30 protein-coding genes and 1 pseudogene are annotated in these 23,417 nt (G+C 61.1%); all 31 read left to right on the top strand.

Translation table 11 applies throughout. The features are described 5' to 3' along the window. Window positions 1-2 precede the first annotated feature (2 nt). The 31 genes and pseudogenes from R2834_05015 (at window position 3) to infA (ending at window position 23,360) form a co-directional block, all read left to right on the top strand. Window positions 3-3,107 carry a tetratricopeptide repeat protein gene (locus tag R2834_05015; protein MEZ4699667.1) on the top strand — a complete coding sequence of 1,035 codons (3,105 nt, stop codon included), beginning with the start codon at window positions 3-5 and terminating at the stop codon, window positions 3,105-3,107. 230 nt (window positions 3,108-3,337) lie between these two features. After that, a complete protein-coding gene (ftsH, locus tag R2834_05010; protein MEZ4699666.1) occupies window positions 3,338-5,323 on the top strand; it encodes an ATP-dependent zinc metalloprotease FtsH in 1,986 nt (661 codons plus the stop codon). Between the two features lie 393 nt (window positions 5,324-5,716). Then, on the top strand, window positions 5,717-6,094 hold the full coding sequence (gene rpsL, locus R2834_05005) for a 30S ribosomal protein S12 (GenBank protein MEZ4699665.1): 378 nt from the start codon (window positions 5,717-5,719) through the stop codon (window positions 6,092-6,094). A gap of 84 nt (window positions 6,095-6,178) precedes the next feature. Next, window positions 6,179-6,646 (top strand): 30S ribosomal protein S7, encoded by a 468-nt coding sequence (gene rpsG, locus R2834_05000; GenBank protein ID MEZ4699664.1) that lies wholly within the window; start codon window positions 6,179-6,181, stop codon window positions 6,644-6,646. A 90-nt stretch (window positions 6,647-6,736) separates the two neighbouring features. After that, window positions 6,737-8,830 carry an elongation factor G gene (fusA, locus tag R2834_04995; protein MEZ4699663.1) on the top strand — a complete coding sequence of 698 codons (2,094 nt, stop codon included), beginning with the start codon at window positions 6,737-6,739 and terminating at the stop codon, window positions 8,828-8,830. 57 nt (window positions 8,831-8,887) lie between these two features. After that, a complete protein-coding gene (tuf, locus tag R2834_04990) occupies window positions 8,888-10,078 on the top strand; it encodes an elongation factor Tu (protein ID MEZ4699662.1) in 1,191 nt (396 codons plus the stop codon). Window positions 10,079-10,157: 79 nt separating this feature from the next. Next, window positions 10,158-10,469 carry a 30S ribosomal protein S10 gene (rpsJ, locus tag R2834_04985; protein ID MEZ4699661.1) on the top strand — a complete coding sequence of 104 codons (312 nt, stop codon included), beginning with the start codon at window positions 10,158-10,160 and terminating at the stop codon, window positions 10,467-10,469. Window positions 10,470-10,487: 18 nt separating this feature from the next. Beyond that, window positions 10,488-10,967, top strand: a complete 480-nt coding sequence (locus R2834_04980; protein ID MEZ4699660.1) for a hypothetical protein — start codon at window positions 10,488-10,490, stop codon at window positions 10,965-10,967. Between the two features lie 71 nt (window positions 10,968-11,038). Beyond that, a complete protein-coding gene (gene rplC, locus R2834_04975) occupies window positions 11,039-11,668 on the top strand; it encodes a 50S ribosomal protein L3 (protein MEZ4699659.1) in 630 nt (209 codons plus the stop codon). A gap of 62 nt (window positions 11,669-11,730) precedes the next feature. Next, a pseudogene (gene rplD, locus R2834_04970) lies at window positions 11,731-12,330 on the top strand (50S ribosomal protein L4). A gap of 145 nt (window positions 12,331-12,475) precedes the next feature. Then, window positions 12,476-12,775: a 50S ribosomal protein L23 gene (gene rplW, locus R2834_04965; protein MEZ4699658.1), complete on the top strand. Its 300-nt coding sequence runs from the start codon at window positions 12,476-12,478 to the stop codon at window positions 12,773-12,775. A 23-nt stretch (window positions 12,776-12,798) separates the two neighbouring features. Further along, window positions 12,799-13,623, top strand: a complete 825-nt coding sequence (rplB, locus tag R2834_04960) for a 50S ribosomal protein L2 (protein ID MEZ4699657.1) — start codon at window positions 12,799-12,801, stop codon at window positions 13,621-13,623. A 51-nt stretch (window positions 13,624-13,674) separates the two neighbouring features. Continuing rightward, complete coding sequence (gene rpsS, locus R2834_04955; protein ID MEZ4699656.1) at window positions 13,675-13,944, top strand: 30S ribosomal protein S19; 270 nt, start codon at window positions 13,675-13,677, stop codon at window positions 13,942-13,944. Between the two features lie 75 nt (window positions 13,945-14,019). Then, window positions 14,020-14,385: a 50S ribosomal protein L22 gene (gene rplV, locus R2834_04950; GenBank protein MEZ4699655.1), complete on the top strand. Its 366-nt coding sequence runs from the start codon at window positions 14,020-14,022 to the stop codon at window positions 14,383-14,385. Between the two features lie 71 nt (window positions 14,386-14,456). Beyond that, a complete protein-coding gene (gene rpsC / locus R2834_04945) occupies window positions 14,457-15,233 on the top strand; it encodes a 30S ribosomal protein S3 (protein MEZ4699654.1) in 777 nt (258 codons plus the stop codon). Window positions 15,234-15,281: 48 nt separating this feature from the next. Next, window positions 15,282-15,719: a 50S ribosomal protein L16 gene (gene rplP / locus R2834_04940; GenBank protein MEZ4699653.1), complete on the top strand. Its 438-nt coding sequence runs from the start codon at window positions 15,282-15,284 to the stop codon at window positions 15,717-15,719. Window positions 15,720-15,752: 33 nt separating this feature from the next. After that, complete coding sequence (gene rpmC / locus R2834_04935) at window positions 15,753-15,962, top strand: 50S ribosomal protein L29 (protein ID MEZ4699652.1); 210 nt, start codon at window positions 15,753-15,755, stop codon at window positions 15,960-15,962. A 56-nt stretch (window positions 15,963-16,018) separates the two neighbouring features. Beyond that, entirely contained in the window at window positions 16,019-16,288 is a 270-nt protein-coding gene (rpsQ, locus tag R2834_04930; protein MEZ4699651.1) for a 30S ribosomal protein S17, read from the top strand. A 77-nt stretch (window positions 16,289-16,365) separates the two neighbouring features. Then, window positions 16,366-16,734 carry a 50S ribosomal protein L14 gene (rplN, locus tag R2834_04925; GenBank protein ID MEZ4699650.1) on the top strand — a complete coding sequence of 123 codons (369 nt, stop codon included), beginning with the start codon at window positions 16,366-16,368 and terminating at the stop codon, window positions 16,732-16,734. Window positions 16,735-16,820: 86 nt separating this feature from the next. Then, entirely contained in the window at window positions 16,821-17,177 is a 357-nt protein-coding gene (gene rplX, locus R2834_04920) for a 50S ribosomal protein L24 (GenBank protein MEZ4699649.1), read from the top strand. Between the two features lie 71 nt (window positions 17,178-17,248). Next, window positions 17,249-17,821: a 50S ribosomal protein L5 gene (rplE, locus tag R2834_04915; protein MEZ4699648.1), complete on the top strand. Its 573-nt coding sequence runs from the start codon at window positions 17,249-17,251 to the stop codon at window positions 17,819-17,821. Between the two features lie 39 nt (window positions 17,822-17,860). Beyond that, the gene (rpsN, locus tag R2834_04910) at window positions 17,861-18,130 is read left to right on the top strand and encodes a 30S ribosomal protein S14 (protein ID MEZ4699647.1); all 270 of its coding nucleotides are present in this window, start codon (window positions 17,861-17,863) and stop codon (window positions 18,128-18,130) included. 69 nt (window positions 18,131-18,199) lie between these two features. Continuing rightward, on the top strand, window positions 18,200-18,601 hold the full coding sequence (gene rpsH, locus R2834_04905; protein MEZ4699646.1) for a 30S ribosomal protein S8: 402 nt from the start codon (window positions 18,200-18,202) through the stop codon (window positions 18,599-18,601). 66 nt (window positions 18,602-18,667) lie between these two features. Further along, entirely contained in the window at window positions 18,668-19,222 is a 555-nt protein-coding gene (rplF, locus tag R2834_04900) for a 50S ribosomal protein L6 (protein MEZ4699645.1), read from the top strand. A gap of 69 nt (window positions 19,223-19,291) precedes the next feature. Continuing rightward, entirely contained in the window at window positions 19,292-19,645 is a 354-nt protein-coding gene (gene rplR, locus R2834_04895) for a 50S ribosomal protein L18 (GenBank protein ID MEZ4699644.1), read from the top strand. Between the two features lie 52 nt (window positions 19,646-19,697). Continuing rightward, the gene (gene rpsE / locus R2834_04890) at window positions 19,698-20,228 is read left to right on the top strand and encodes a 30S ribosomal protein S5 (protein ID MEZ4699643.1); all 531 of its coding nucleotides are present in this window, start codon (window positions 19,698-19,700) and stop codon (window positions 20,226-20,228) included. Between the two features lie 71 nt (window positions 20,229-20,299). After that, a complete protein-coding gene (gene rpmD / locus R2834_04885; GenBank protein ID MEZ4699642.1) occupies window positions 20,300-20,482 on the top strand; it encodes a 50S ribosomal protein L30 in 183 nt (60 codons plus the stop codon). A 1-nt stretch (window position 20,483) separates the two neighbouring features. Next, window positions 20,484-20,945 carry a 50S ribosomal protein L15 gene (gene rplO, locus R2834_04880; GenBank protein MEZ4699641.1) on the top strand — a complete coding sequence of 154 codons (462 nt, stop codon included), beginning with the start codon at window positions 20,484-20,486 and terminating at the stop codon, window positions 20,943-20,945. A gap of 49 nt (window positions 20,946-20,994) precedes the next feature. Then, window positions 20,995-22,311 carry a preprotein translocase subunit SecY gene (secY, locus tag R2834_04875; protein MEZ4699640.1) on the top strand — a complete coding sequence of 439 codons (1,317 nt, stop codon included), beginning with the start codon at window positions 20,995-20,997 and terminating at the stop codon, window positions 22,309-22,311. A 25-nt stretch (window positions 22,312-22,336) separates the two neighbouring features. Next, entirely contained in the window at window positions 22,337-23,149 is an 813-nt protein-coding gene (gene map / locus R2834_04870) for a type I methionyl aminopeptidase (GenBank protein MEZ4699639.1), read from the top strand. Then, window positions 23,142-23,360: a translation initiation factor IF-1 gene (infA, locus tag R2834_04865; GenBank protein MEZ4699638.1), complete on the top strand. Its 219-nt coding sequence runs from the start codon at window positions 23,142-23,144 to the stop codon at window positions 23,358-23,360. The genes map and infA overlap by 8 nt, the downstream gene beginning before the upstream one ends. The last annotated feature ends 57 nt before the right edge of the window (window positions 23,361-23,417 follow it).

Here is a 23,417-nt window from a genome sequence, read left to right as displayed (position 1 = left end):
TGATGCTCTCGGCCTTCCTGATGCTGGCAACCGGCTGCAAGGAGGGCTCGTTCATCGGCCGCCGGTACGAGAACTTTACGGCGTATTACAATACCTTCTACAATGCGCGGAAGACGTACGCGGAAGGGGTGAAATCGGTCGAGCGCACGGCCAACCAGGGCATCGATCGCACGATCTATCTCTCCATCTTCTACAAGCCCGAACGCGTCGCCAACCAGCAGGAGTTCAACGACGCGATCAAAAAAAGCGCGGACGTGCTCCGGGAGAATCCGGGCTCCAAATGGGTCGACGACGCGCTGCTGCTCATCGGCAAGTCCTATTTTTATCTCGAGAACTATGTCGGCGCCGAGGAAAAATTCCAGGAGGTGATCTCGATCGGCGGGCCCCTGGAGGATGAGGCGCGTTTCTGGCTCGCGCGGACGCTCATCGCGTCGAACTCGTTCGACGAGGCGATGAATCACCTCGAATTCAGCCTGAGCATGGAGGGGATGTCCCGCAAGTGGGCGTCGCTGCTCCGCCTCGCGCTCGGTGAGCTGCACGTGCGTCAGAACGCCTGGGAAGAGGCTTCCCTCGAACTCGAGCGCGGCCTCGAGCGCGTCTCGGATGGGACGACCGCCTCCCGGGCTTCCTTCCTGCTCGGACAGGTGTACGAGTCCCTGCAACGGTACGACAAGGCGATGGAGGCCTATCGCCGCGTGCAGCGCTACAAACCCGAATACGCGCTTTCGTACGCCGCCATGGTGAGCGAAATCCGCGTGGAAGCCCAGCACGGCAATCCCGAACTGGCGTTGCGCCAGGTGCGCAGCATGGAACGGGACGACAAGAATTTCGACAACCGGGCCGAACTCGTCTATCTGCGCGGCCGGGTCTACCAGGCGATGCGGCTGGGCGATCAGGCGTACACCGTCTTTGAAGGATTGCTTTATTCCGACGATCGCACCCTGAATGCGAATGCGATCAAGGGCAAAATCCACTATGCGATGGGCGAACTGTATCGCGACGTGTACGTGGACTACAACTATGCCGCCGCGCACTTCGATACCGCCCGGGCGTCCCTCCAGTCGGGCAACCGCCGGCAGGCTCCCGGCGCCGCCGCCATCCAGTATGCGCCGGAAGCCATCACCGACGGCGAGAAACAGGCCGAAGTCTTCGGCAGCTTTTATACGGTCCATAACAAACTCGTCAACCTGGATTCGCTGATGCGACTGGGCGAGCTGGATGAGGAGACCTTCGAGGCGTTTATCCTGGATCTGCGCAAAAAGAAGGCGGAAGAAATTCTCGAAGAACAGCGCCTCCAGGCGCGCCGGCAGGCGGAGCAGCAGTTCCAGCAAATCTCGAACGTGGCGGATCGGAGCGGCAAACAGCTCGACCAGTTCGCCGCGGCGGCGTCGTCGTCCTCGTCCCAGGGCGATGCCGACTCGGGCTTCCTCTTTTATAAGGACCGGATCCGGCTGCAGGAAGGACGCCTCAATTTTATCGCGAAATGGGGAGACCGCCCCCGTGTACCTAACTGGCGCCGGCTCGACGCGGTCAACTCCGCCGCACACTCGGCGCAGAGCGCCACGGCCGATTCCGTCGTCATCAGTGCCCGCCAGCAACTGCTGGATGACATGGAGCTGCCGCCCGTCGACTACTCCGCCGTGCCCCGCGACGAGGAGAGCCGCGCGGCGATGGAAGAACAGCGCGCGCAGGTCCGCTATGAACTGGCCAACGTGCTCTTCCTCTCCATGGAGCGCCCCGATTCCGCGGCCACGTGGTACCGCATGGTAATCGAGGACACCGGCGATCTGCCCGTGGCCCAACGCGCCTATTACGCCCTCGCCGAGGTGCAGCGCGCCCTGGGCGATACGCTTGCCGCGCAGGGTCTGTATGCGCGGGTTCTTGATCTCTTTCCGAGCAACGACTTCGCCGGGCGGGTCCGCGAACAGCTGGGCATGGCGCCGATCGAGGTCATCGAGGTGCCGGACTCCACCGCCCTCGCCGATGCCGCCTACGACCGCGCTTACGACATGTGGAACGCCAGACAGTACGGACGCGCCATCGAGGAGATGATCCTCGCCGCCGAGGCCTATCCGTCCAGCGACATCGCCCCGCGCGCGATGCTGGCGATCGGGGCCATGTATATGGAATGGGCGGATGCCGACAGCCTCGACATCTATGCCCTGCCGGTGCCGGATCTGCCCGACTCCCTGCTCGCGCATCTCGCCTTCGTCGATACGCTCAAGACGACCCTGCCCCCCGTGCCTCCCACGACCCCGGCTCAAGCGACCCCGGCTGCGGAGAACGGCGCGGCCGGCGTGACCCCACAGAAAGAGGGAGCGCCCGCCGACACCCTGGCTTCCGCTCAGCGTCGTGTTATCCCTCCCCGGACGGCACGGCCCGCCACGCCGGCGTCCGATACGTCGGCGTCGGGGCAATCGGCGCTGCCCGATTCCGCCGCCGTCGCCGCGGCACTGCCGGCCGATTCGACCACGACGGCAGCGGTCGACTCAGTGCGGGTCGACACAGTGCGGGTCGACAAAGTGCGGGCCGACACGATGCGGGCCGACACGGTGCCGGCGATGACGCCCGATACGCTGGCGACGCCCGTAGCGCCGGGGCGGGCGCGCGTGTTGACGCACGCCGAAAAAATGGCCGCCGTCCGCCCGGTCTGGGCGCCGATACGAATCGACAGGATATATGCGGCGATTGTCGAGCGCTATCCGCGTACCCCGTATGCGGACGTCGCCAACCGCCGGCTCAGCGCCATTGCCGAGCTGCGTCCCGAGCAGGAGGTGCAGGAAATGATCGAACAAATCCAGCAACAGGCGGAATTCGATGCGATGACGCCCGAGGAACGCATGTTCAAGGGGCCCGAGCCCATCGATCAGGCCGCAGAAGGCTGGGTGTTCGTGGTCGCCTCGTTCGCCGATCAGGAACGCGCGGCCGGCGTGATGAAAGAGTATCAGGAAAAAGGGTACCGCAGCGGCGTTATGAAGGCGCCGACCAGGTACCGGGTCATACTGGGGCACTTCCCAACATTGGACGAGGCGCGTAACGTACTCGCCGCGCACAAAGACGAGTTTCCCCCCAATACATGGTTTCTGGATCTGCAGAAACCGCGATGAGACTGGACCATGCGATGGATTGACGGCGCCCCGCAAGCCGTGTGCCAGAGGAACTAAAGCCCATTTTGAAAGGTTCGGCTTGGACGTACCAGGACACCCGGCCTGGACGCTGGGCGTAGATACCGGGTAAGCCCACCTACATCCTTTTTTCGAATCACGACGTAGAAAGACGCAGTAGCGAGAACGCCTGCCGCTAAAGAAACGCACTTTTAACCTTAGGACGCGTCCCCATGGCTCAGAACGAGCGCGAAAATACTGATTTCCCTTCCGGCGGTGACGGCAATCGGATGAACGATCGCCGGAATCGGTTCTCGTTGTGGATTTATCTCATCGTGTTTCTGGCGCTGCTGGCTAATTTCCTGTTCTTTTTGAGCGGAGAGGATCCCAATCGCATCGACTACAGCACGTTCCTCGAGCATGTCCGCAACGGGTATGTGGAAAAAGTGGAGATCGTCGGCGATACCCGCATCAACGGGATGTATACCGAGCAGGCCGCCGAACAGGGTCATGTGAAGCTGGCCAAACCCCGGCAGGACTTTCTCGGCGGGGTATCCGAAGGCTCCACGCGGCGGTTTACGACGATCAAATCGTCCGAGGAGCCGATCAGCGACTTTCTGAGCGAGCACAACGTCGCGTTCAGTTTCGAATCCGAGAACAACTGGTTTGGCGGCATGCTGACCTGGGTGTTTCCGCTGTTGATCATCGTGGCGCTCTGGATGTTCTTGATTCGCCGCATGAACCCCGGTTCGCAGGTCCTGAATATTGGCAAGAACAAGGCAGTCCTCTTCGACGCCATGGGCGATCAGACGATCACCTTCAAGGATGTCGCCGGCCTGGACGAGGCCAAGGAGGAGGTCGTCGAGGTCGTCGAGTTTCTCAAGAATCCGAAGCGATTCACCAAGCTCGGCGGCAAGCTGCCCAAGGGGGTGCTCCTGGTGGGGCCTCCGGGTACGGGCAAGACGCTGCTGGCCAAGGCCGTCGCCGGCGAGGCCGGCACGCCGTTCTTCTCCCTCTCGGGCTCCGACTTTGTCGAGATGTTCGTCGGCGTCGGCGCCGCGCGTGTGCGCGACCTGTTCCGGCAGGCGAAGGAGAAGGCGCCCTGCATCATCTTTATCGATGAGATCGACGCCATCGGCCGTTCGCGTGGCCGCGGGATGATGATGGGCGCGAACGACGAGCGCGAGAATACGCTCAACCAGATTCTGGTGGAGATGGACGGGTTCAATACCGACAAAGGCGTCATCATCATGGCGGCGACCAACCGGCCCGACGTGCTGGACTCGGCGCTGCTGCGTCCCGGCCGCTTCGACCGCCAGATCCTGATCGACAAACCCGACCGGAAAGAGCGCGAGGAGATCTTCCGCGTGCACACCCGCAACCTCATCCTGTCGAAGGAAGTCGACGTGGGGGTGCTGGCCAGCCAGACGCCGGGCTTCGCCGGCGCGGAGATCGCCAACGTCTGCAACGAGGCGGCGATCCTGGCGGCCCGGGAAAACAAGGACTCCATCGAGATGGATGACTTCGAGCGCTCGATCGATCGGGTGATCGGCGGGCTCGAGAAGAAGAACAAGATCATCTCGCCGGAGGAACGCAAGATCGTGGCCTACCACGAAGCCGGCCACGCCATTACGGGCTGGTTCCTGCGCCACACCGACCCCGTCGTCAAGGTTTCCATCGTTCCGCGCGGGCTGGCGGCGCTGGGCTATGCCCAGTACCTCCCCGAAGAGCGCTACCTCTACACGCGTGAAGCCCTGATGGACCGGATGACGATGGCGATCGGGGGCCGTGTCGCCGAAAAGATCGTCTTCGGGCAGATCACTACCGGGGCGCAGAACGACCTGGAGCGCATCACCAAGATGTCGTACGCGATGGTGGTCGACTACGGGATGAGCGAGAAGGTCGGAAACATCAGCTTCAACGTCTCCGGGCGTGCGGACGACTCGCCGGTGTTCGATAAGCCCTATTCGGACGAGACGGCGCGCATCATCGACCAGGAAGCGAAGCGGATCATCGAGGAAGTCGAACGCCGCGCGCACCGCCTGCTCGAAGAGAAGCGCGAAAAGCTTACGGAGATGGCCGAGCTGCTGCTGAAGAAAGAGGTGCTGGGGCCGCGCGACCTGATCGAGATTCTCGGACCGCGCCCCTACGGCGAGTATGTATCGTTCAACGGCAAGGGCCACCAGAGCGAAGAAAATGTGGAATCGGCCGCTTCCTGAGGCCGAAGGAAATTCCTGAGGAACACGCTCGATGAGCACTACGTTCATCCCGGCCGCGCGACGCGGAAGGGATGAACGTTTTTTTATGGCGCCCCCTTCGCGCCCGTCGTGTCGGGCTTCACCGGGTGGATACACGCAAAGGGGAACGGGATACGGCCGAGGCGTTGTCTGAATTGCAATTCGATCAATTGATCTATACCAATTGATCGATTGATGCCCGCAAATCTGGCAAAACAGGGCAATATGGCCTCTAATTAACCGTATCTTGAAGAAAAAATTTGAACAAAACACCCCTGTAGAGTATCATACCGGTCTGAAAAAAATTCTCGTTGGTCGGGCGCATGGCAGCAGCCAGTGCCTGACTGATAAACAGTCAGAAGAACGGAAGCTTACGTGCCGACAATTCAGCAATTGGTTCGCAAGGGGCGCCTGAACAAGGTCCGCAAGACGAAGTCCCCTGCCTTGATGAGCATGCCGCAGCGTCGTGGCGTGTGCACGCGTGTGTATACGACGACGCCGAAGAAGCCGAACTCGGCATTGCGTAAAGTGGCGAAGGTTCGCCTCAGCAATAGCGTCGAGGTGATTGCCTATATCCCGGGCGAGGGGCACAACCTTCAGGAGCACTCGATCGTGCTGGTGCGCGGCGGGCGTGTGAAGGACCTTCCGGGCGTGAAGTACCACATCGTGCGCGGTGCGCTCGATACCTCGGGTGTCGATGATCGGCGGAAGAGCCGGTCGAAGTATGGGGCGAAGCGTCCCAAGAAGAAATAGTCTTCTGGATGCGCCGGTGCGCCGTTGCGGTGGCCGGGTGACTCTGGAGCGTTATAAGAAGCTTTCCTATTAGAATTTACACTTATGCGCAGAAGAACAGCAGAACGGCGTACGATATCACCTGATCCGGTATACAATGATCAGCTGGTGTCCCGATTTGTAAGCAGTGTGATGCGGAGTGGCAAGAAGAGCGTTGCTCAGCGCATTGTTTACAAGGCGTTCGATTTCATTGAGGAGCGCACGAACGAGCCGGGTGTGGATGTGTTCAAGAAAGCGGTGAACAATGTGTCGCCGCTGCTCGAGGTGAGGAGCCGGCGCGTTGGTGGCGCTACCTACCAGGTGCCCGTCGAAGTGCGCCCTGACCGTCGTGTTGCGCTGGCGTTTCGCTGGATCATCCAGTACGCCTGGACACGCACGGACAAGAGCATGGCTGTGCGCCTGGCAAAGGAACTGATGAGTGCCGCAGGCGGTGAGGGCGGCGCTATCAAGAAAAAAGACGACACGCACCGCATGGCGGAAGCCAACAAGGCTTTCTCCCACTTCAGGTTCTAACCATACACGGCGCTGCGAGGCTGGCGGCTCATGGCCGCGGGTTGAGCGTGAGATGGCCGCGCAGTACACGTATCCTAGCGAATACCAGAAATGGCTGACACTATAAAAGTTGCCCTCCAGGAAACGCGCAATATCGGCATCATGGCCCATATTGATGCCGGGAAGACGACCACGACGGAGCGCATTCTGTTTTACACGGGGCGGCTGCATCGCATGGGCGAAGTCCATGAGGGGGGCGCCACCATGGACTGGATGGAGCAGGAGAAGGAGCGTGGCATCACGATCACGAGCGCCGCTACGACGTGTTTCTGGAAAGATCACCGGATTAACATCATCGATACGCCGGGCCACGTAGACTTCACGGTGGAAGTCGAGCGGTCCCTGCGCGTGCTCGACGGCGCCATCGCGCTGTTCTGCGCGGTGGGTGGTGTGGAGCCGCAGTCGGAAACCGTCTGGCGTCAGGCCGACAAATACCATGTGCCGCGCATCGCGTTCATCAATAAGATGGACCGCACGGGCGCGAACTTCTACAACGCGATCGACATGATGAAGGAGCGGCTCAAGGCCAATCCTGTTCCGGTTCAGATCCCGATCGGCGCCGGCGACATGTTCCGCGGCGTGATCGACCTGGTCCGCGGCAAGGCGATCGTGTATCACGACGAAGCCCTCGGCGCTACGTGGGACGAGATCGAGATCCCCGACGATCTGAAGAAGGAGGCCCGTCACTGGCGGATCCATCTTCTCGAGGCCATCGCCGAGCACAACGACGAGCTGCTAATGAAGTATCTCGAAGGCGAAGACATTACGCCGGAAGAGATTCGCGCAACGGTCCGCAAGGCGACGATCAGCATGGACATCACGCCGATCTTCTGCGGTACGGCGTTCAAGAACAAAGGCGTGCAGCGCCTGCTCGACGGTGTCATCGACTACCTGCCGAGCCCGCTGGACGTCCCGCCGGTGTCGGGTATCCATCCCCACACCGACGAAGAGATTGCGCGCACGCCGGATCCGGATGGTCCGTTCAGCGCCATCGCGTTCAAGATCATGACCGACCCGTATGTCGGCAAGCTGACGTTCTTCCGCGTCTACAGCGGCACGCTGCAGAAGGGCGGGGCGGTGTTTAATGCATCGAACAGCAAGAAAGAGCGCGTGGGCCGCATCCTGTTCATGCATGCGAACAGCCGTGAGGACATCGAGAACGTCCGGGCCGGCGATATCGCGGCGGCCGTCGGTCTGAAAGATGTGCGTACGGGCGATACCCTGTGCGATATCGACAAGCCGATCCTGCTCGAGCAGATGAACTTCCCCGAGCCGGTGATCCGGATCGCCATCGAGCCCAAGACGAAGGCCGACAGCGATAAGCTGGGCGCCGGTCTGCAGAAGCTGGCGGAAGAAGATCCGACCTTCAAGGTCTCGATCGACCATGAAACCGGTCAGACGATCATCGCCGGCATGGGCGAGTTGCACCTGGAAATCATCGTCGACCGGCTCAAGCGCGAATTCAAGGTCGAAGCCAACGTGGGCAAGCCGCAGGTGGCGTACCGCGAAGCGCTGCAGTCGACCGTGGACGAGCGGTATACGCACAAGAAGCAGTCGGGCGGTCGCGGTCAGTTCGCCGAAATCCAGGTGGAAATCGGGCCGAACGAAAGCGGCGTCGGCATGGACTTCCAGAACGACGTCGTCGGCGGCAACATCCCGAAGGAATTTATTCCGGCCATCGAAAAAGGTCTGCGCAGCGCCCTCATGCAGGGCCCGCTCGCCGGTTATCCGGTGGAAGGGATCAAGGCGCGGCTGTACGACGGCAAGTTCCACGCGGTCGACTCGGACCAGATGTCGTTCGAAATCGCCGGCCGCATGGCGTTCCGCGAAGCGGCGCGCAAGGCGAAGCCGGTGCTGAAAGAGCCGATCATGGAAGTCGAGGTGGTAACGCCCGACGAGTACATGGGCGACGTCATCGGCGACCTCAACAGCCGGCGCGGCCGGATTGAGAGCCTCGGGCAGCGCAACGACGCCCAGGTCATCAAGGCGCTCGTTCCGCTGTCCGAAATGTTCGGATACTCGACGGACATGCGCTCGATCACCCAGGGCCGCGCCATCTACAGCATGCAGTTTCATAGCTATGAAGCGGTGCCGAAGAGCGTTGCCGACGAAGTGGTGGCGGCCTCCACAGGCGTGGCGGCGTAACGCACTCCACGACGGACACCAGCATAATCTTAACGAATAAGTTTAACCGACACTGTTATGGCGAAAGAGACGTTTCAACGGAACAAGCCCCACGTGAACGTAGGGACGATTGGTCACGTGGATCATGGTAAGACGACGCTGACGGCGGCGATCACGAAGGTTCTCGCGGAGCGGATGGGATCGGGCGAAGTGCGTTCGTTTGATTCGATCGACAACGCGCCGGAAGAGCGCGAGCGCGGTATCACGATTGCGACGGCGCACGTGGAGTATGAGACGGACAATCGTCACTACGCGCACGTGGACTGCCCGGGCCACGCGGACTATGTGAAGAACATGGTGACGGGAGCGGCCCAGATGGACGGTGCGGTGCTGGTGGTAGCGGCGACGGACGGCCCGATGCCTCAGACGCGTGAGCACATCCTGCTGGCTCGTCAGGTGGGTGTTCCGTACCTGGTGGTGTTCATGAACAAGGTCGACCTGGTGGACGACGAGGAGCTTCTGGAGCTGGTGGAGATGGAAGTTCGTGAGCTGCTGAGCCAGTACGAGTTTCCGGGCGACGACGTGCCGGTGATCCGCGGCAGCGCGCTGGGCGCGCTGAACGGGGAGAAGCAGTGGGAAGAGAAGATCATCGAGCTGATGACGGCGGTCGACGAGTACATTCCGACGCCGGAGCGCGACAAGGACAAGCCGTTCCTGATGCCGATCGAAGACGTGTTTTCGATCACGGGCCGCGGCACGGTGGTGACGGGTCGTATCGAGCGCGGCGTGATCAAGGTGGGTGAGACGGTGGAGATCATCGGCATCCGCGAGGAGAAGATCACGACGACGGTGACGGGCGTTGAGATGTTCCGCAAGCTGCTGGACAGCGGTGAGGCGGGTGACAACGTGGGTCTTCTGCTTCGCGGTACGGGCAAGGACGACGTGGAGCGCGGCATGGTGGTGTGTAAGCCGGGCAGCGTGAAGCCGCACAAGTCGTTCGAGAGCGAGGTGTACGTGCTTTCGAAGGAAGAGGGCGGTCGTCACACGCCGTTCTTCAAGGGGTACCGCCCGCAGTTCTACTTCCGTACGACGGACGTGACGGGCGACATCGAGTTGCCGGCGGGCGTCGAGATGGTGATGCCGGGCGACAACACCCAGTTCACGGTGCAGCTGATCCAGCCGATCGCGATGGAGGAAGGGTTGCGCTTCGCCATCCGCGAAGGCGGCCGTACGGTCGGCGCCGGCGTTGTGACGAAGATCCTCGACTGAGATAAACAGGCCCTGGTCGTCGGTCGCCGAATCGGTGACCGACGACCGGCGACCAGTGATTACGAACAAGAGAGCACAGATGGCAAGTCATCAGAAGATTCGAATCAAGCTGAAATCGTTTGATCACAGCCTGATCGATAAGAGTGCAGAAAAGATCATCCGCACCGTCAAGCAGACGGGCGCGGTGGTGAGCGGCCCGATTCCGCTTCCCACACGGAAATCGATCTACACCGTACTTCGCAGCCCGCACGTGGACAAGAAAAGCCGCGAGCAGTTCGAGACGCGTAGCCACAAGCGCCTGATCGACATCCTGTCGACGAGCAGCAAAACCGTGGATGCGCTCATGAAGCTGGAGCTGCCGAGCGGTGTCGATGTCGAAATCAAAGTCTGACCCAAGCTACCCCCAGCGATGAAGCGTATTTTTTCCATACTGCCGGCCCTGGTTGCCACGCTGTTGCTCTCCTTCATGGCAACAGGTTGCGACAGCTCCGAAGATCCGACCGATCTGTCGCAGTTCATCGGGTCCTGGCGGCTGGTCAGCGCCAGCGACGACACCGGTGACAAGACGGCTGTTTTTGCCGCGCTGGGTTCGCTCACGTTGGACCTGAACGAAGACGGCACGCATGTGCTCGCGGTCGACCTCACGGATCCCGAGGCGGATGACGTCAATCTGGCCGGTACCTACACGGTCAACGACATTGCCCAGCAGCTGCTGCTCGCGATCACCTTCAGCGGCGTCCCGTTCAACCTGACCTTCGACTATGTCATTCAGGATGCGGACACGGTGGTGCTCACGGCCAACAGCACGGTGATTGCTGCGCTGCTCGGCGCGGAGGCCGGCGCGCTGCTGGAAGGCGACGTCACGCTGACCATCGAACGCACGAGTTGATACAGGCCTTAGGCCACACCTTATAGACAACGGTCTGCTTGCGGGCCGAGGCAAACGAATCGAATAGAGCCATGAGTAGCGGATTGATCGGGAAAAAGATAGGGATGACCAGCATTTTCGATGAAGCTGGAAACAGTATCCCGTGTACGGTCATTGAAGCCGGCCCGAATGTGGTTACCCAGGTCAAATCGACCGAAGGCCCCGACGGGTACGATGCCGTGCAGTTGAGCTTTGGCGAGCGCAAGGAAAAGCGCACCACCAGCGCCATGAAAGGCCACTTCACCAAAGCCAGCACCACCCCCAAGCGGGCCGTCGTCGAATTTCGGGACTTCGAGCGGGAGATCGAACTGGGCGCAGAGGCTCGGGTCGAGGACATCTTCCAGGAAGGCGACACGGTTGACGTCGTCGGGACCTCGAAGGGCAAGGGCTTCCAGGGCGTCGTAAAGCGTCACGGGTTCAGCGGCGTCGGCATGCGGACCCACGGTCAGCACAACCGCGGCCGCGCCCCGGGTTCCATCGGTGCTTCGTCGTTCCCGTCGCGCGTCGTCAAGGGGCTTCGCATGGCCGGCCAGACGGGCAACAAACGGGTTAAGATCCAGAACTTGCAAGTCGTGCGTATCTATCCGGAGCATCAGGTCATCCTGCTGCGCGGAGCGGTGCCGGGACCCAAGAACGGCATTGTGGAGATCCACCGCGCCTGAGCAAAGACCGGTCGTGACGCACTAGCGCCGGCCGAGTAGAAACGCATACCGAATTGAAGAACATGAAACTCAAGGTCCTTCAGAAAGACGGCAAGGAAACAGGGCGTTCCGTTACCCTGGATACGACGGTGTTTGGCATTGAGCCGAACGACCATTCTATCTGGCTGGATGTGCGCCGAATCCAGGCTGCCGCCCGGCAGGGCACGCACAAGGCGAAGGAACGGTCGGAAGTCGCGGGTAGCACGCGCAAGCTCTATCGCCAGAAAGGCACCGGCCATGCGCGCTCGGGCGACATCAAGTCGCCGCTGCGCCGCAGTGGCGGTACGATCTTCGGCCCTCGTCCGCGCGACTATTCCTTCAAGGTAAATCGCAAGACGAGCCAGCTGGCCCGCCGTTCGGCCCTGTCGTACAAGGCGACCGCCGGCGCCATCCAGGTCATCGAGAACCTGCAGATGGACGCGCCGGACACCCGCGCGCTGGTCGACATGCTGAACGCGCTCGGCCTCGCCGGGACGAAGGTGCTCCTGCTTACGGGGGACGTGAACCTGAACGTATACCGCTCGGGTCGCAACGTGCCGAAGCTGCAGGTGATCAACGCCGACGCCGCGTCCACGCTCGACGTGCTGAATGCGCAGGTGCTGCTTCTTTGCGAAGGCGCGCTCGACGGCATCGGTCGTGTACTGGGCGGCGGTGAACCGGCGGCCAAGCCCGCGCGGAAGCCGGCATCCAAAAAAGCGGCGAAAGCCACGACGGAAGCAGCCGAATAAGGCCTGAACTTAACGACGCAAACGTGCTCACGGAGCGATCATGAACAAGCAAGTACTCATTCGGCCCTTTGTAACGGAGAAGATGTCGCGCCTCATGGAGACGCGTCACTACGCCTTCGTTGTGGCTTCGGGCGCGAACAAGATTGAAATTCGCAAGGCGATTGAAGCGCGCTATCCGGGCGTGCAGGTCAAGGAAGTGCGCACGTTGAATGTGCGGGGCAAACGCCGCCGCCAGTTTACGAAGCGCGGTCTGGTGGCCGGCACCACGACGTCCTACAAACGGGCGATCGTGACGCTCCAGCCTGGAAGCGCTGAAATCGATTTCTTTGAGAGCGTGTAACGCGGTAGACGTACGGTAGAGCAATGGCTATTCGACAGTATAAACCAAATACGCCTGGACAACGGCAACGCTCGGTTTCCGCGTTCGACACGATCACGAAGTCGGAACCCGAAAAGAGCCTCCTGGCACCGCTGTCCAACAAGAGCGGTCGAAACAACAACGGACGCATCACCGTGCGCCATCAGGGCGGCGGGCACAAGCGTCGGTATCGTATCATCGACTTCAAGCGGAACAAGGTGGGTATTCCGGCCCGTGTGGCCAGCATCGAATACGACCCGAACCGCAGCGCGCGCATCGCGCTCCTGGTGTATGCGGACGGCGAGAAGCGGTACATCATCGCGCCGAACGAGGTGCAGGTGGGGATGACCGTCCAGAACGGCGCGGACGCACCGCCCGAAGCGGGCAACTGCCTTCCGCTGGCGAACGTGCCGGTCGGTTCGTTTGTCCACGCGATCGAGATGAAGCCGGGCAAGGGCGCCCAGCTGGCGCGTTCCGCCGGCACGTTCGCCCAGCTTACGGCGCGCGAAGGCGCCTACGCCACGCTGCGGCTGCCCTCGGGCGAGACGCGGATGGTGCCGGTGAATTGCATGGCGACGATCGGTACGACCAGCAATCCGGACCACAACAACATTGACTACGGCAAGGCCGGCCGCAAGCGCTGGCTGGGCATCCGCCCGAAAGTTCGCGGTGTCGCCATGAACCCGGTCGATCACCCGATGGGCGGTGGCGAAGGCAAGGCCTCCGGCGGGCATCCACGCTCTCCGAGCGGCGTGCCGGCCAAGGGCTTCAAGACGCGCCGCAAACGCAAACTGTCGGATCGCTACATCATCCGCCGCCGCAAGAAGTAATCGGGCTGCGTCTTTTATTTCCTCAGAGCAACGAGTTGACTCAAGTATCGCATGGCACGCTCACTCAAGAAAGGACCTTTCGTTCACTACAAACTGCAGCGTAAAGTGACGCAGTTGAACGATACCGGCAAGAAGAAAGTGATCAAGACCTGGAGCCGCGCATCGATGATCGCGCCGGACTTTGTCGGTCACACCTTCGCCGTGCACAACGGAAAGCAGTTTATCCCGGTGTACATCACGGAAAACATGGTAGGCCACCGCCTCGGCGAGTTTTCTCCTACCCGCACGTTCCGCGGTCACTCCGGCGACAAGAGAAAGTAGGCGCCGCCCTTTCGCACGATCCTTACACAGTACAGGCCGGTTTCATCCGGCCAGATAAACCGAATCGGTTAGGCTATGCAGGCTAAGGCTGTACGGAAATTTATTCGGAGTTCTCCCATGAAGATGCGCCCCGTGATCAACGTGGTGCGCGGTCAGCGGGTAACGGAGGCGATCAACGCGCTGAACTTCATGCCGCAGAAGGCGACCGATACGGTTCGCAAGACCATCCTATCGGCGGTGCACAACCTGATCGATCAGCATCAGGATCAGCGCATCGACGAAAACGAGCTGGTCGTTCAGGAAATTCGCGTCGACGTCGGGCCGAGCTTCAAGCGGTACCGTCCGGGACCGCGTGGGCGGGCCCAACCGATCCTGAAGCGCACGAGCCACCTGACGGTCGTCGTCGGGACGGTTGGGGCTGCGGAAGGGGAAGAAGCTTAACGGCGCCAGACGCCAGCCGGCGCGTTCGTCGCGCCACACGCAAACTTTAGATAACAGCACAGGACTTTACAGTGGGTCAGAAAACCAATCCGATCGGCTTTCGCCTCGGCATCATCCGGGGCTGGGATTCCAACTGGTATGCGGAAAAGGATTTCGCCGACAAGCTGGTGGAAGACGAAGAAATCCGCAAATACCTGATTGCGCGTCTGAAGCGCGCGGGTCTCAGCCGTGTCGTCATCGAGCGCACGCCGAAACGCGTGATCCTCACGCTGCACACGAGCCGGCCGGGCGTCGTCATCGGACGCGGGGGCGCCGAGGTCGAGAAGCTTCGCGAGGAGCTGAAGAAGCTGACCAACAAGGACATCCAGATCAACATTACGGAGATCAAGCGTCCTGAGCTCGATGCGAGCCTGGTGGCCCAGAACGTGGCCCAGCAGCTGGCCGGCCGCGTTTCCTTCCGCCGCGCGATGAAGCAGGCCATTACGGCCGCGATGCGCATGGGCGCCGAAGGGATCCGCATCAAGGTGGGCGGCCGTCTCGGCGGCGCTGAAATGGGCCGCACGGAGCAGTACCTCGAAGGGCGCGTGCCCCTCCACACGGTTCGCGCAGACATCGACTACGCGGAGGCGACGGCCTTTACGATCTACGGAACGCTGGGCGTGAAAGTCTGGATCTTCCGCGGTGAAGTGATTGGCAAACCCGATCTCAGCCCCAACGTGCAGGCGCAGCGCCAGCAGATGCAGCAGATGCCGCCGCAGCGTCAGCGTCGTCAGCGCAGCGGGGGTGGCGGCGGTGGTCGTGGCCGTGGCGGGAAGCAGGCTTCGGCCGGCAAGCCGTCCGGGGAATAACGCCGTCAAGCGAGATCATTCAACATTTGAACGAGTGTAGGTGACGTCATGTTAATGCCCAAGCGCACAAAGTTCCGCCGCGTCCAGAAAGGCCGCATCAAGGGCAATGCGACCCGCGGAACGCTGATCAACTTTGGTGATTTCGGGATTAAGGCGCTCGAACCGGGACGTATCACGAGCCGCCAGATCGAGGCGGCCCGTATCGCGATGACCCGCCGCATGAAGCGTGCGGGACGCGTATGGATCCGCATCTTCCCGGACAAACCGATTACGAAGAAGCCGGCCGAAACCCGAATGGGTAAAGGCAAGGGTTCGCCCGAGTTCTGGGTAGCCGTGGTTCGTCCGGGCCGTGTCCTGTTCGAAATCGGCGGCAGCATTCCCCAGGATCTGGCCAAGGAAGCGCTCGCCCTGGCGCAGCAGAAGCTTCCGATCAAAACGAAATTCATCACCAGGCCGGATTACCACGAGGTGGCACCCGCCAAGTGACCTATCCCGCCGGGCTATTAACAGGACGCTGAGATGAAAGCGAAAGAAATACGAGAGATGAGCGCCGACGAGATTCGTCAGCGTATTCGCGAGGAGAAGGTGCAGCTGGAGCATCTCGAGTTTCAGCACGCCATTGCCGACGTGCAAAACCCGATTCAGATGCGCCACGCGCGCCGGCTCATCGCCCGTCTGATGACCATCCTCCAACAAAAGGAATCCTCCGCGGCCGAGTCGGCTGCCTGACCACTAACGGGTAGTTGGTGAGGTACGGTATACGGCTCACCAAGCCCCTGCATCCCATGGCAACAGAAGAAGCACCACGCAACAGAAGAAAAGAGCGCATCGGGGTCGTCGTAAGCGCCAAGATGAACAAGTCGATCAGCGTCGCCATCAAGCGGCAGGTCAAGCACCCCATCTACGGCAAGTTCATCAAGCAGACGAGCAAGCTGATGGTGCATGACGAGACGAACGATGCCCGTGAGGGAGACACCGTTCGCGTCATGGAAACCCGCCCTCTGAGCAAAAACAAACGCTGGCGTCTGGTCGAGATCATCGAACGGGCCAAGTGATCACCGCGGCGCAGGCAGCCAGCCGGCCGCCCCGATCCCTGGTATTCGCTCCACGTGTATAGAACTTTTTTTAAGCCATGATCCAGCAGGAATCCAGACTCGCAGTTGCCGACAATAGCGGCGCGAAAGAAGTGCTCTGCATCCGCGTACTCGGCGGCAGCAAGCGGCGCTACGCGCGTGTTGGCGACAAAATCATCGTCAGCGTGAAATCGGCCATCCCGGGCGGCAACGTCAAGAAGGGCGATGTGAGCCCCGCCGTTGTCGTTCGCACCCGCAAGGAGTTTCGCCGGAAGGACGGATCGTACATCCGTTTCGACGAGAACGCCGCCGTGCTGCTCGACAACAACGACGAACCGAAAGGGACGCGTATCTTCGGCCCCGTTGCCCGCGAACTGCGCGAGAAGCAGTTCATGCGCATCGTGTCCCTCGCTCCTGAAGTGCTCTGACCATTTGAACGGCGACGGTCCGGAAGGGCCGGCCAACGAAAACAACCCGTAGCATCATGCCTCGCACGAAGAACAAGCAGAAGAAGCTGCACATTAAGAAAGGGGACATGGTGATGCTGAACAAAGTCATCACCAGTGCGAAGTCGCTTTCATCCGACCGGGAAAAAGGGTATGTCGGTAAAGTGCTTCGGATCTATCCTGAGAAGGATCGCGTGATCGTCGAGGGCGTGAACCTCCGCATTCGCCACACGAAGCCGAATCAGACCTACCCCCAGGGCGGGCGCATCCAGCGCGAAATGCCGATTCACCTCTCCAACGTGATGCCGATCGACGGCAACGGCAACCGTACCCGCGTCGGGCGCAAACGGATCGAAGATCCCGAAACCGGCCGTGGTCACTGGATTCGCATTGCTAAAACCACCGGAGAAGAACTGGATCGCTAGTCGACGCGGAAGGGCGGCAGCAGCCTCCCTGACCTCGCCGTCAGCCTGACCTGTTTAGCGTTAGAACAACCATGGCGTATACACCCAGACTCAAGCAACTGTATCAGGAGAAAGTCGCGCCCGAGCTGATGAAGCAGTTCGGTTACCGCAGCGTGATGCAGATTCCCCGCCTGCTGAAGATCAGCGTCAACAAAGGTGTGGGCGAGGCCACGGGCAACAAGAAGATCCTTGACGATGCCGTGCAGGAGCTTCGCCTCATCACGGGGCAGCAGCCTCAGATCGCGAAGGCGAAGAAGAGCGTGTCGAACTTCAAGCTCCGTGAAGGCATGCCGGTAGGGGTTTTCGTGACCCTCCGGGGCGAGCACATGTGGGAGTTCTACGACCGGCTCGTGACGCTGGCGTTGCCCCGCGTGCGTGACTTCCGCGGCGTGTCCGACCGCTGTTTCGACGGACGCGGCAACTACACGATGGGCGTCAAGGAGCAGATCATCTTCCCGGAGATCAACGTCGACAAGATCGACAAGATCAGCGGGCTGGATGTCTCCTTCGTGACGAGCGCCCGTACGGACGAGGAGGCCATGGCGCTGCTGAAGGCGCTGGGCATGCCGTTCGTTCGCCGGGAGGAAACCCCGGTCGGGGCCTGATCCAAGATTTACGTATCAACCGAATCGTAGAATTCGAACATGGCGAAGAAAAGCTGGATGGCCCGTGAGCGCAAGCGCCGCGCAGCCGTCAAAAAATACGCGGAACGACGCAAGCATCTGAAGGCCATCGGCGACGCTGAGGGGCTGCAGAAGCTCCCGCGGGATGCGAGCCCCGTTCGGCTCAAGAACCGCTGCGCGCTCACCGGCCGTACGCGCGGATACATCCGCAAATTCGGCGTGTCGCGTATTGTATTCCGGGAGATGGCGCTCGCCGGCAAGATTCCGGGCGTCCGGAAGTCGAGCTGGTAATCCATCCTCCAATCGATCAATCGGGCGCGTCGCCACGCAGGCGAAACGGCCCGAAAACATGACCAGACCATGAGTGGAATTTCCGATCCCGTAGCGGATTATCTTACGCGGTTGCGTAACGCGCACCAGGCGCGCCATCGCCACGTCGATGTGCCCGCCTCGAAACTGAAGCGCGCGATGACGCAGATCCTCGTGGAGAAGGGGTTTGTCAAGAACTACCTGGACGTGGATGACGGCAAGCAGGGCCTGATCCGGATTTACCTGAAGTACGACCAGAGCGGCCGGCCGGCTATTCATACGCTGACGCGTGTTTCGAAGCCGGGCCTGCGTAAATACGTCGGGTCGGACGAACTGCCTCGCGTCAAGAACGGGTTGGGAATTGCCATCCTGTCCACGTCGAAGGGCGTGATGACGGACAAGGAGGCTCGCCGCATCCATGTGGGCGGCGAAGTGCTCGCCTACGTTTATTAATCAGCTGCATGTCGCGTGGGCCGAGCCGGCCGCAGCGACTCACTTAGATCTTAGTCAAGGTACGCGATGTCTCGTGTTGGAAAGCTGCCGATAGACTTGAGCAACGGGGTTTCGATCAATGTTGCTTCCAACAACCTGCTGACGGTCAAGGGCCCGAAGGGAGAGTTGAAGCTGCAGGTCGATCCCGATATCAAAGTCGAACAGGAAGACAAGGAGCTTCTTGTCAAGCGGCCCACGGATCAGAAGCGCCATCGGGCGCTGCACGGCCTTTACCGGTCGCTCATCAACAATATGGTGACGGGTGTCTCGCAGGGCTTCAAGAAGGAACTCGAAGTCATCGGCATCGGGTTTCGCGCGGCCGTCAACAACGGCGTGCTGGAGCTGGCGCTGGGGTATTCGCATCCGATTTACTTCCTGCCCCCGCGCGGCGTGGCGCTGGATGTAGATACGAAGCGGGGCAAGAACCCGATCATCATCGTCGAAGGTGTCGACAAGCAGATGGTCGGGCAGGTTGCCGCCAAGATCCGCAATTTGAAACCGCCCGAGCCGTACAAAGGCAAGGGTGTGCGTTACCTCGACGAGGCCGTACGCCGCAAGGCCGGCAAGACCGCCGCTCGCTAGGCGGCGGATGTCACCCTGTTCAACCGCGCTGGAGGGTCGGTATCTTCCGGCATTCGGGTTAAAACTGACATGAAAAAGAATCTCAAGAACATGCGTCGCTCGCGGATCCGTCTGCGGATTCGCAAGAAAGTCTCCGGCACGAGCGAACGTCCTCGGCTGAGTGTGTACCGCTCGAACCGGCACATTTACGCGCAATTGATTGACGACGTAGCCGGGCACACGCTCGCCGCCGTGTCCACGTTCGCCGCAGGCGAAGCGATGGGCAAACCGGTCGAGGCCAGTAACCAGATTGGCAAGATGCTGGCCGAGAAGGCCAAGGCGGCTGGAATCGAAGCGGTCGTATTCGATCGGAACGGTTACCGGTATCACGGTCGCGTGAAAGCGCTCGCCGAAGGCGCGCGCGAAGGCGGTCTCCAATTTTAACGTCGATCGAATGCGGCCAATGACCGCATTCATGTTCTAGAACGAACGCAACATGGCAAAAGAAAGAAATCGTCGCAACCGGGAACGCGCCAGCGCACCGCAGAAGGAATGGATCGAACGCCTCGTGTCGGTGAGCCGCGTTGCGAAAGTCGTCAAGGGCGGCCGTCGCTTCTCGTTCAACGCCGTGGTGGTGGTTGGAGACGGCAACGGTCTGGTTGGCGCCGGTCTCGGCAAGGCCAATGAAGTCGCCAGCGCGATTGCGAAGGGGACAGAAGACGCCAAGAAGAACGTCGTTTCGGTTCCGCTGCGGAAGGGGACCATCCCGCACCCCGTGACGGGCGTGCAGGGCGCCGGCCGCGTACTGCTTCGTCCGGCGGCGCCGGGTACCGGCGTAAAGGCCGGCGGCGGCGTGCGCGCCGTCCTGGAGTGCGCGGGCATCACGGATATCCTCTCGAAGTCGCTGGGCTCGAGCAACCCTCACAACCAGGTAGCGGCGACGCTCGACGCGCTCACCACGATCGAAGATCCGATCGAAGTGGCGCAGCGGCGTGGGGTACCCCTTCGGAAGGTGTTCGAAGGGTAACATCCCCCTCACGCCGTCATGGGTGGCGGCGATGCGTTAGCTAGCAAAGCAGGATCGAGTAAGGTTCTACCATGGGTAAACTGAAAATCACGCAGATACGGAGCGTCATCCGTCATACGAAGAACCAGAAGCGCAACATGGAAGCGCTCGGGCTGCGTCGCATGCATCAGACCGTTGAGCACGAGGATACGGCTCAGATCCGGGGCATGCTGACGAAAGTGCATCACCTGGTCACCATCGAAGAGAGCAAGTAACATGGATCTCAGCAATCTCAAGCCCGCCAAAGGGGCTACGAAGAAGGACAAACGTATCGCTCGCGGCGTGGGCTCGGGCTACGGTGGTCACAGCTCGACGCGGGGCGACAAGGGACAGAAGAGCCGTGCCGGCTCGAGCATCCCGGTGCACTTCGAGGGCGGCCAGATGCCGTTGCAGCGCCGTATTCCGAAGTTCGGGTTCAAGAACCCGTTCCGCGTCGAATACCGGGGCGTCAACCTCGAGAGCATCGCGCAGCTGGTAGCTTCCGGCCGGTGCGACGCCTCGCAGGCGATCACGCCCGAAGTGCTTGTCGAGCTCGGCCTGGTTCGCAAGAATGAGCGCGTGAAGATCCTCGGCAACGGCGAAGCCGGCGGCGCGCTCACTGTGCAGGCGCACGGCTTCAGCGCTTCGGCCCGCACGAAGATCGAAGGCGCCGGCGGGACGGCAACCGTCATCAAGTAGCTCCTCCTTCTGTTCTGCGCGAGCGGACGTATTTACTATAGCATGCGTTATGGCAGGATTTGCCGAGAGTATCCGTAACATCTGGAAAGTAGACGAACTGCGTCAGCGGATCGTCTACACCCTCAGCCTGCTCCTGGTCTATCGACTGGGCGCCCAGGTCACGCTTCCGGGCGTCGACGCGAGCGTTCTGGCGGCGGTCAACGAACAGAATTCGACGAACGACCTGTTCGGGTTTCTCGATCTGTTCGTGGGCGGCGCGTTCAGCCAGGCCGGCATCTTCGCGCTGGGCATCATGCCGTACATCACGGCATCGATCATTTTCCAGCTGCTCGGCGCGGTATCGCCGGCCATCCAGAAGATGCAGCGCGAGGGCGAGGAAGGACGCCGCAAGATCACGCAGTACACGCGGTACGCGACCATCCTGATCACGGCCATCCAGGCTATCGGGTATGTCATCAACCTGCGGTACGGGGCCACCGGCCAGGCCATCGTCGCGAACCAGACCCTGTTCATGTTCAGCACCATCATCGTGCTGACGGCCGGGACGGTGTTCGTGATGTGGCTGGGTGAGCGGATTACGGAAGCCGGCATCGGGAACGGGATCTCCCTGATCATCATGATCGGCATCATCTCGCACCTGCCCGTCGCGCTGTTCAACGAGTTCGACCTGTCGCCCAACTTCTTCGTGTTCCTGATCGAGATCGCGGTGCTGGTCCTCATCGTCGCGTTCATCGTGCTGATTTCGCAGGGTACGCGACGCGTGCCGGTGCAGTACGCGAAGCGCGTGGTGGGGCGGAAGGTGTACGGCGGGACCACGCAGTACCTGCCGATCCGCATCAACGCGGCGGGCGTCATGCCGATCATCTTCGCGCAGTCGATCATGTTCGTGCCGGCGACCATCGCGCAGTTCTTCCCGACGAGCCCGTTCATGCAGCAGTTCGGCACCTGGTTCAGCGATATTTCCAGCCTGAGCTACTCGATCGTGTTCTTCCTGATCTGCGTGTTCTTTACGTACTTCTACACGGCCATCGCCGTGAACCCGAAGGAAATGTCGGACACGATGAAACGGCAGGGCGGCTTTGTCCCGGGCATCCGGCCGGGCAAGCAGACGAGCGAGTTCATCGACAACATTCTGACGCGCATCACCTTCCCGGGCGCCGTGTTTCTCGGGTTGATCGCGATTCTTCCGGCCCTGGCGATGCGCGCCGGCGTCACCCAGCAGTTTGCGCTGTTTTATGGCGGTACGAGCCTTCTGATTCTGGTTCAGGTCACGCTGGATACGCTCCAGCAGATCGAGAGCCACCTGCTCATGCGCCACTACGACGGCTTCATGAAAACGGGCCGCGTTCGCGGTCGCGCCCGGTAATACGGCGCCGGCGGTCTCTGTTCCGATGGTTCACCTCAAGAACATACAGGAAATCGAAGCGATGCGAGCCAGCGCCACGCTGGTCAGCAAGACGCTCGCGGAGGTCGCCGGGCATATTCGGCCGGGTGTGACGACGGCGGCGCTGGATGCCGTAGCCGAGGCGTATATCGCCGGCAACAACGGCAAGCCGGCGTTCAAGGGCTACCGCGTCGGTCCACGCTCGTTTCCGGCGACGCTGTGTATCTCGGTGAACGAAGAGGTTGTGCATGGCATTCCGGGCGACTATGCGTTGCAGGAAGGCGATCTGATCTCGGTGGATTGCGGGGTGCGGCTGAACGGGTATTTCGGGGACAGCGCCTACACGTTTGCGGTGGGCGAGGTGCCGGCCGAGAAGCTGCAGCTGTGCCGCGTGACGTACGATTCGCTCATCAAGGCGATCGAGGTTTCGACGGTGGGGCATCGGATCGGGGATATCTCGAGCGCGGTGCAGACGCATTGCGAGTCCCACGGGTACGGAGTCGTGCGGGATCTGGTCGGGCATGGCATCGGCCGGCAACTGCACGAAGACCCCCAGGTGCCGAATTATGGCCGGCGGGGGACCGGGCGAAAGCTGAAGGAAGGAATGACGATCTGCATCGAGCCGATGATCAATGCAGGGACGTATGAGGTGACCACGCGGCCGGATGGCTGGACGATCGTGACCGACGATGCATCACCGTCCGCGCACTACGAGCACATGGTGGTCGTTCAGCGCGGAGAGGCCGACGTATTGAGCACGTTCTCGTATATCGAGGCGGTAGTCGAAGCACCCTATACTATCGAGTTCACAAATGGCTAAGCAGAATGCCATAGAACAGGACGGCGAAGTGGTTGAAGCGCTGCCGAACGCGCAGTTTCGCGTTCGCCTCGAAAACGGTCATGAGATTCTCGGGCTGCTTTCGGGGAAGATGCGGATGCACTTCATCAAGATTTTACCGGGCGATCGGGTGAAGATCGAGCTGTCACCCTACGATTTGTCCAAAGGACGCATTGTTTACCGCTATAAGTAAGCGATGGCCGTTCAGGCGGCGGGTTCTGTTCGCAGAACTTTTTTCCGCCGGGCACGT

The organism is Rhodothermales bacterium (assembly GCA_041391505.1).
GTDB lineage: Bacteria > Bacteroidota > Rhodothermia > Rhodothermales > JAHQVL01 > JAWKNW01.
Note: the sequence above shows the minus strand (reverse complement) of the source record. Positions and strands in the feature narration are given on the sequence as shown.

Coding starts and splice junctions, on each gene's coding strand:
- rpsG (MEZ4699664.1), top strand. CDS start 6,179: ATGCGCAGAAGAACAGCAGAACGGCGTACGATATCACCTGATCCGGTA.
- rpmC (MEZ4699652.1), top strand. CDS start 15,753: ATGAAAGCGAAAGAAATACGAGAGATGAGCGCCGACGAGATTCGTCAG.
- rpsQ (MEZ4699651.1), top strand. CDS start 16,019: ATGGCAACAGAAGAAGCACCACGCAACAGAAGAAAAGAGCGCATCGGG.
- infA (MEZ4699638.1), top strand. CDS start 23,142: ATGGCTAAGCAGAATGCCATAGAACAGGACGGCGAAGTGGTTGAAGCG.
- rpsS (MEZ4699656.1), top strand. CDS start 13,675: ATGGCACGCTCACTCAAGAAAGGACCTTTCGTTCACTACAAACTGCAG.
- ftsH (MEZ4699666.1), top strand. CDS start 3,338: ATGGCTCAGAACGAGCGCGAAAATACTGATTTCCCTTCCGGCGGTGAC.
- rplO (MEZ4699641.1), top strand. CDS start 20,484: ATGGATCTCAGCAATCTCAAGCCCGCCAAAGGGGCTACGAAGAAGGAC.
- secY (MEZ4699640.1), top strand. CDS start 20,995: ATGGCAGGATTTGCCGAGAGTATCCGTAACATCTGGAAAGTAGACGAA.
- map (MEZ4699639.1), top strand. CDS start 22,337: ATGGTTCACCTCAAGAACATACAGGAAATCGAAGCGATGCGAGCCAGC.
- rpsN (MEZ4699647.1), top strand. CDS start 17,861: ATGGCGAAGAAAAGCTGGATGGCCCGTGAGCGCAAGCGCCGCGCAGCC.
- rplN (MEZ4699650.1), top strand. CDS start 16,366: ATGATCCAGCAGGAATCCAGACTCGCAGTTGCCGACAATAGCGGCGCG.
- rplB (MEZ4699657.1), top strand. CDS start 12,799: ATGGCTATTCGACAGTATAAACCAAATACGCCTGGACAACGGCAACGC.
- rpsH (MEZ4699646.1), top strand. CDS start 18,200: ATGAGTGGAATTTCCGATCCCGTAGCGGATTATCTTACGCGGTTGCGT.
- rplR (MEZ4699644.1), top strand. CDS start 19,292: ATGAAAAAGAATCTCAAGAACATGCGTCGCTCGCGGATCCGTCTGCGG.
- rpsJ (MEZ4699661.1), top strand. CDS start 10,158: ATGGCAAGTCATCAGAAGATTCGAATCAAGCTGAAATCGTTTGATCAC.
- rplW (MEZ4699658.1), top strand. CDS start 12,476: ATGAACAAGCAAGTACTCATTCGGCCCTTTGTAACGGAGAAGATGTCG.
- rplV (MEZ4699655.1), top strand. CDS start 14,020: ATGCAGGCTAAGGCTGTACGGAAATTTATTCGGAGTTCTCCCATGAAG.
- rpmD (MEZ4699642.1), top strand. CDS start 20,300: ATGGGTAAACTGAAAATCACGCAGATACGGAGCGTCATCCGTCATACG.
- rplC (MEZ4699659.1), top strand. CDS start 11,039: ATGAGTAGCGGATTGATCGGGAAAAAGATAGGGATGACCAGCATTTTC.
- rplF (MEZ4699645.1), top strand. CDS start 18,668: ATGTCTCGTGTTGGAAAGCTGCCGATAGACTTGAGCAACGGGGTTTCG.
- rpsE (MEZ4699643.1), top strand. CDS start 19,698: ATGGCAAAAGAAAGAAATCGTCGCAACCGGGAACGCGCCAGCGCACCG.
- rplP (MEZ4699653.1), top strand. CDS start 15,282: ATGTTAATGCCCAAGCGCACAAAGTTCCGCCGCGTCCAGAAAGGCCGC.
- tuf (MEZ4699662.1), top strand. CDS start 8,888: ATGGCGAAAGAGACGTTTCAACGGAACAAGCCCCACGTGAACGTAGGG.
- fusA (MEZ4699663.1), top strand. CDS start 6,737: ATGGCTGACACTATAAAAGTTGCCCTCCAGGAAACGCGCAATATCGGC.
- R2834_04980 (MEZ4699660.1), top strand. CDS start 10,488: ATGAAGCGTATTTTTTCCATACTGCCGGCCCTGGTTGCCACGCTGTTG.
- rplE (MEZ4699648.1), top strand. CDS start 17,249: ATGGCGTATACACCCAGACTCAAGCAACTGTATCAGGAGAAAGTCGCG.
- R2834_05015 (MEZ4699667.1), top strand. CDS start 3: ATGCTCTCGGCCTTCCTGATGCTGGCAACCGGCTGCAAGGAGGGCTCG.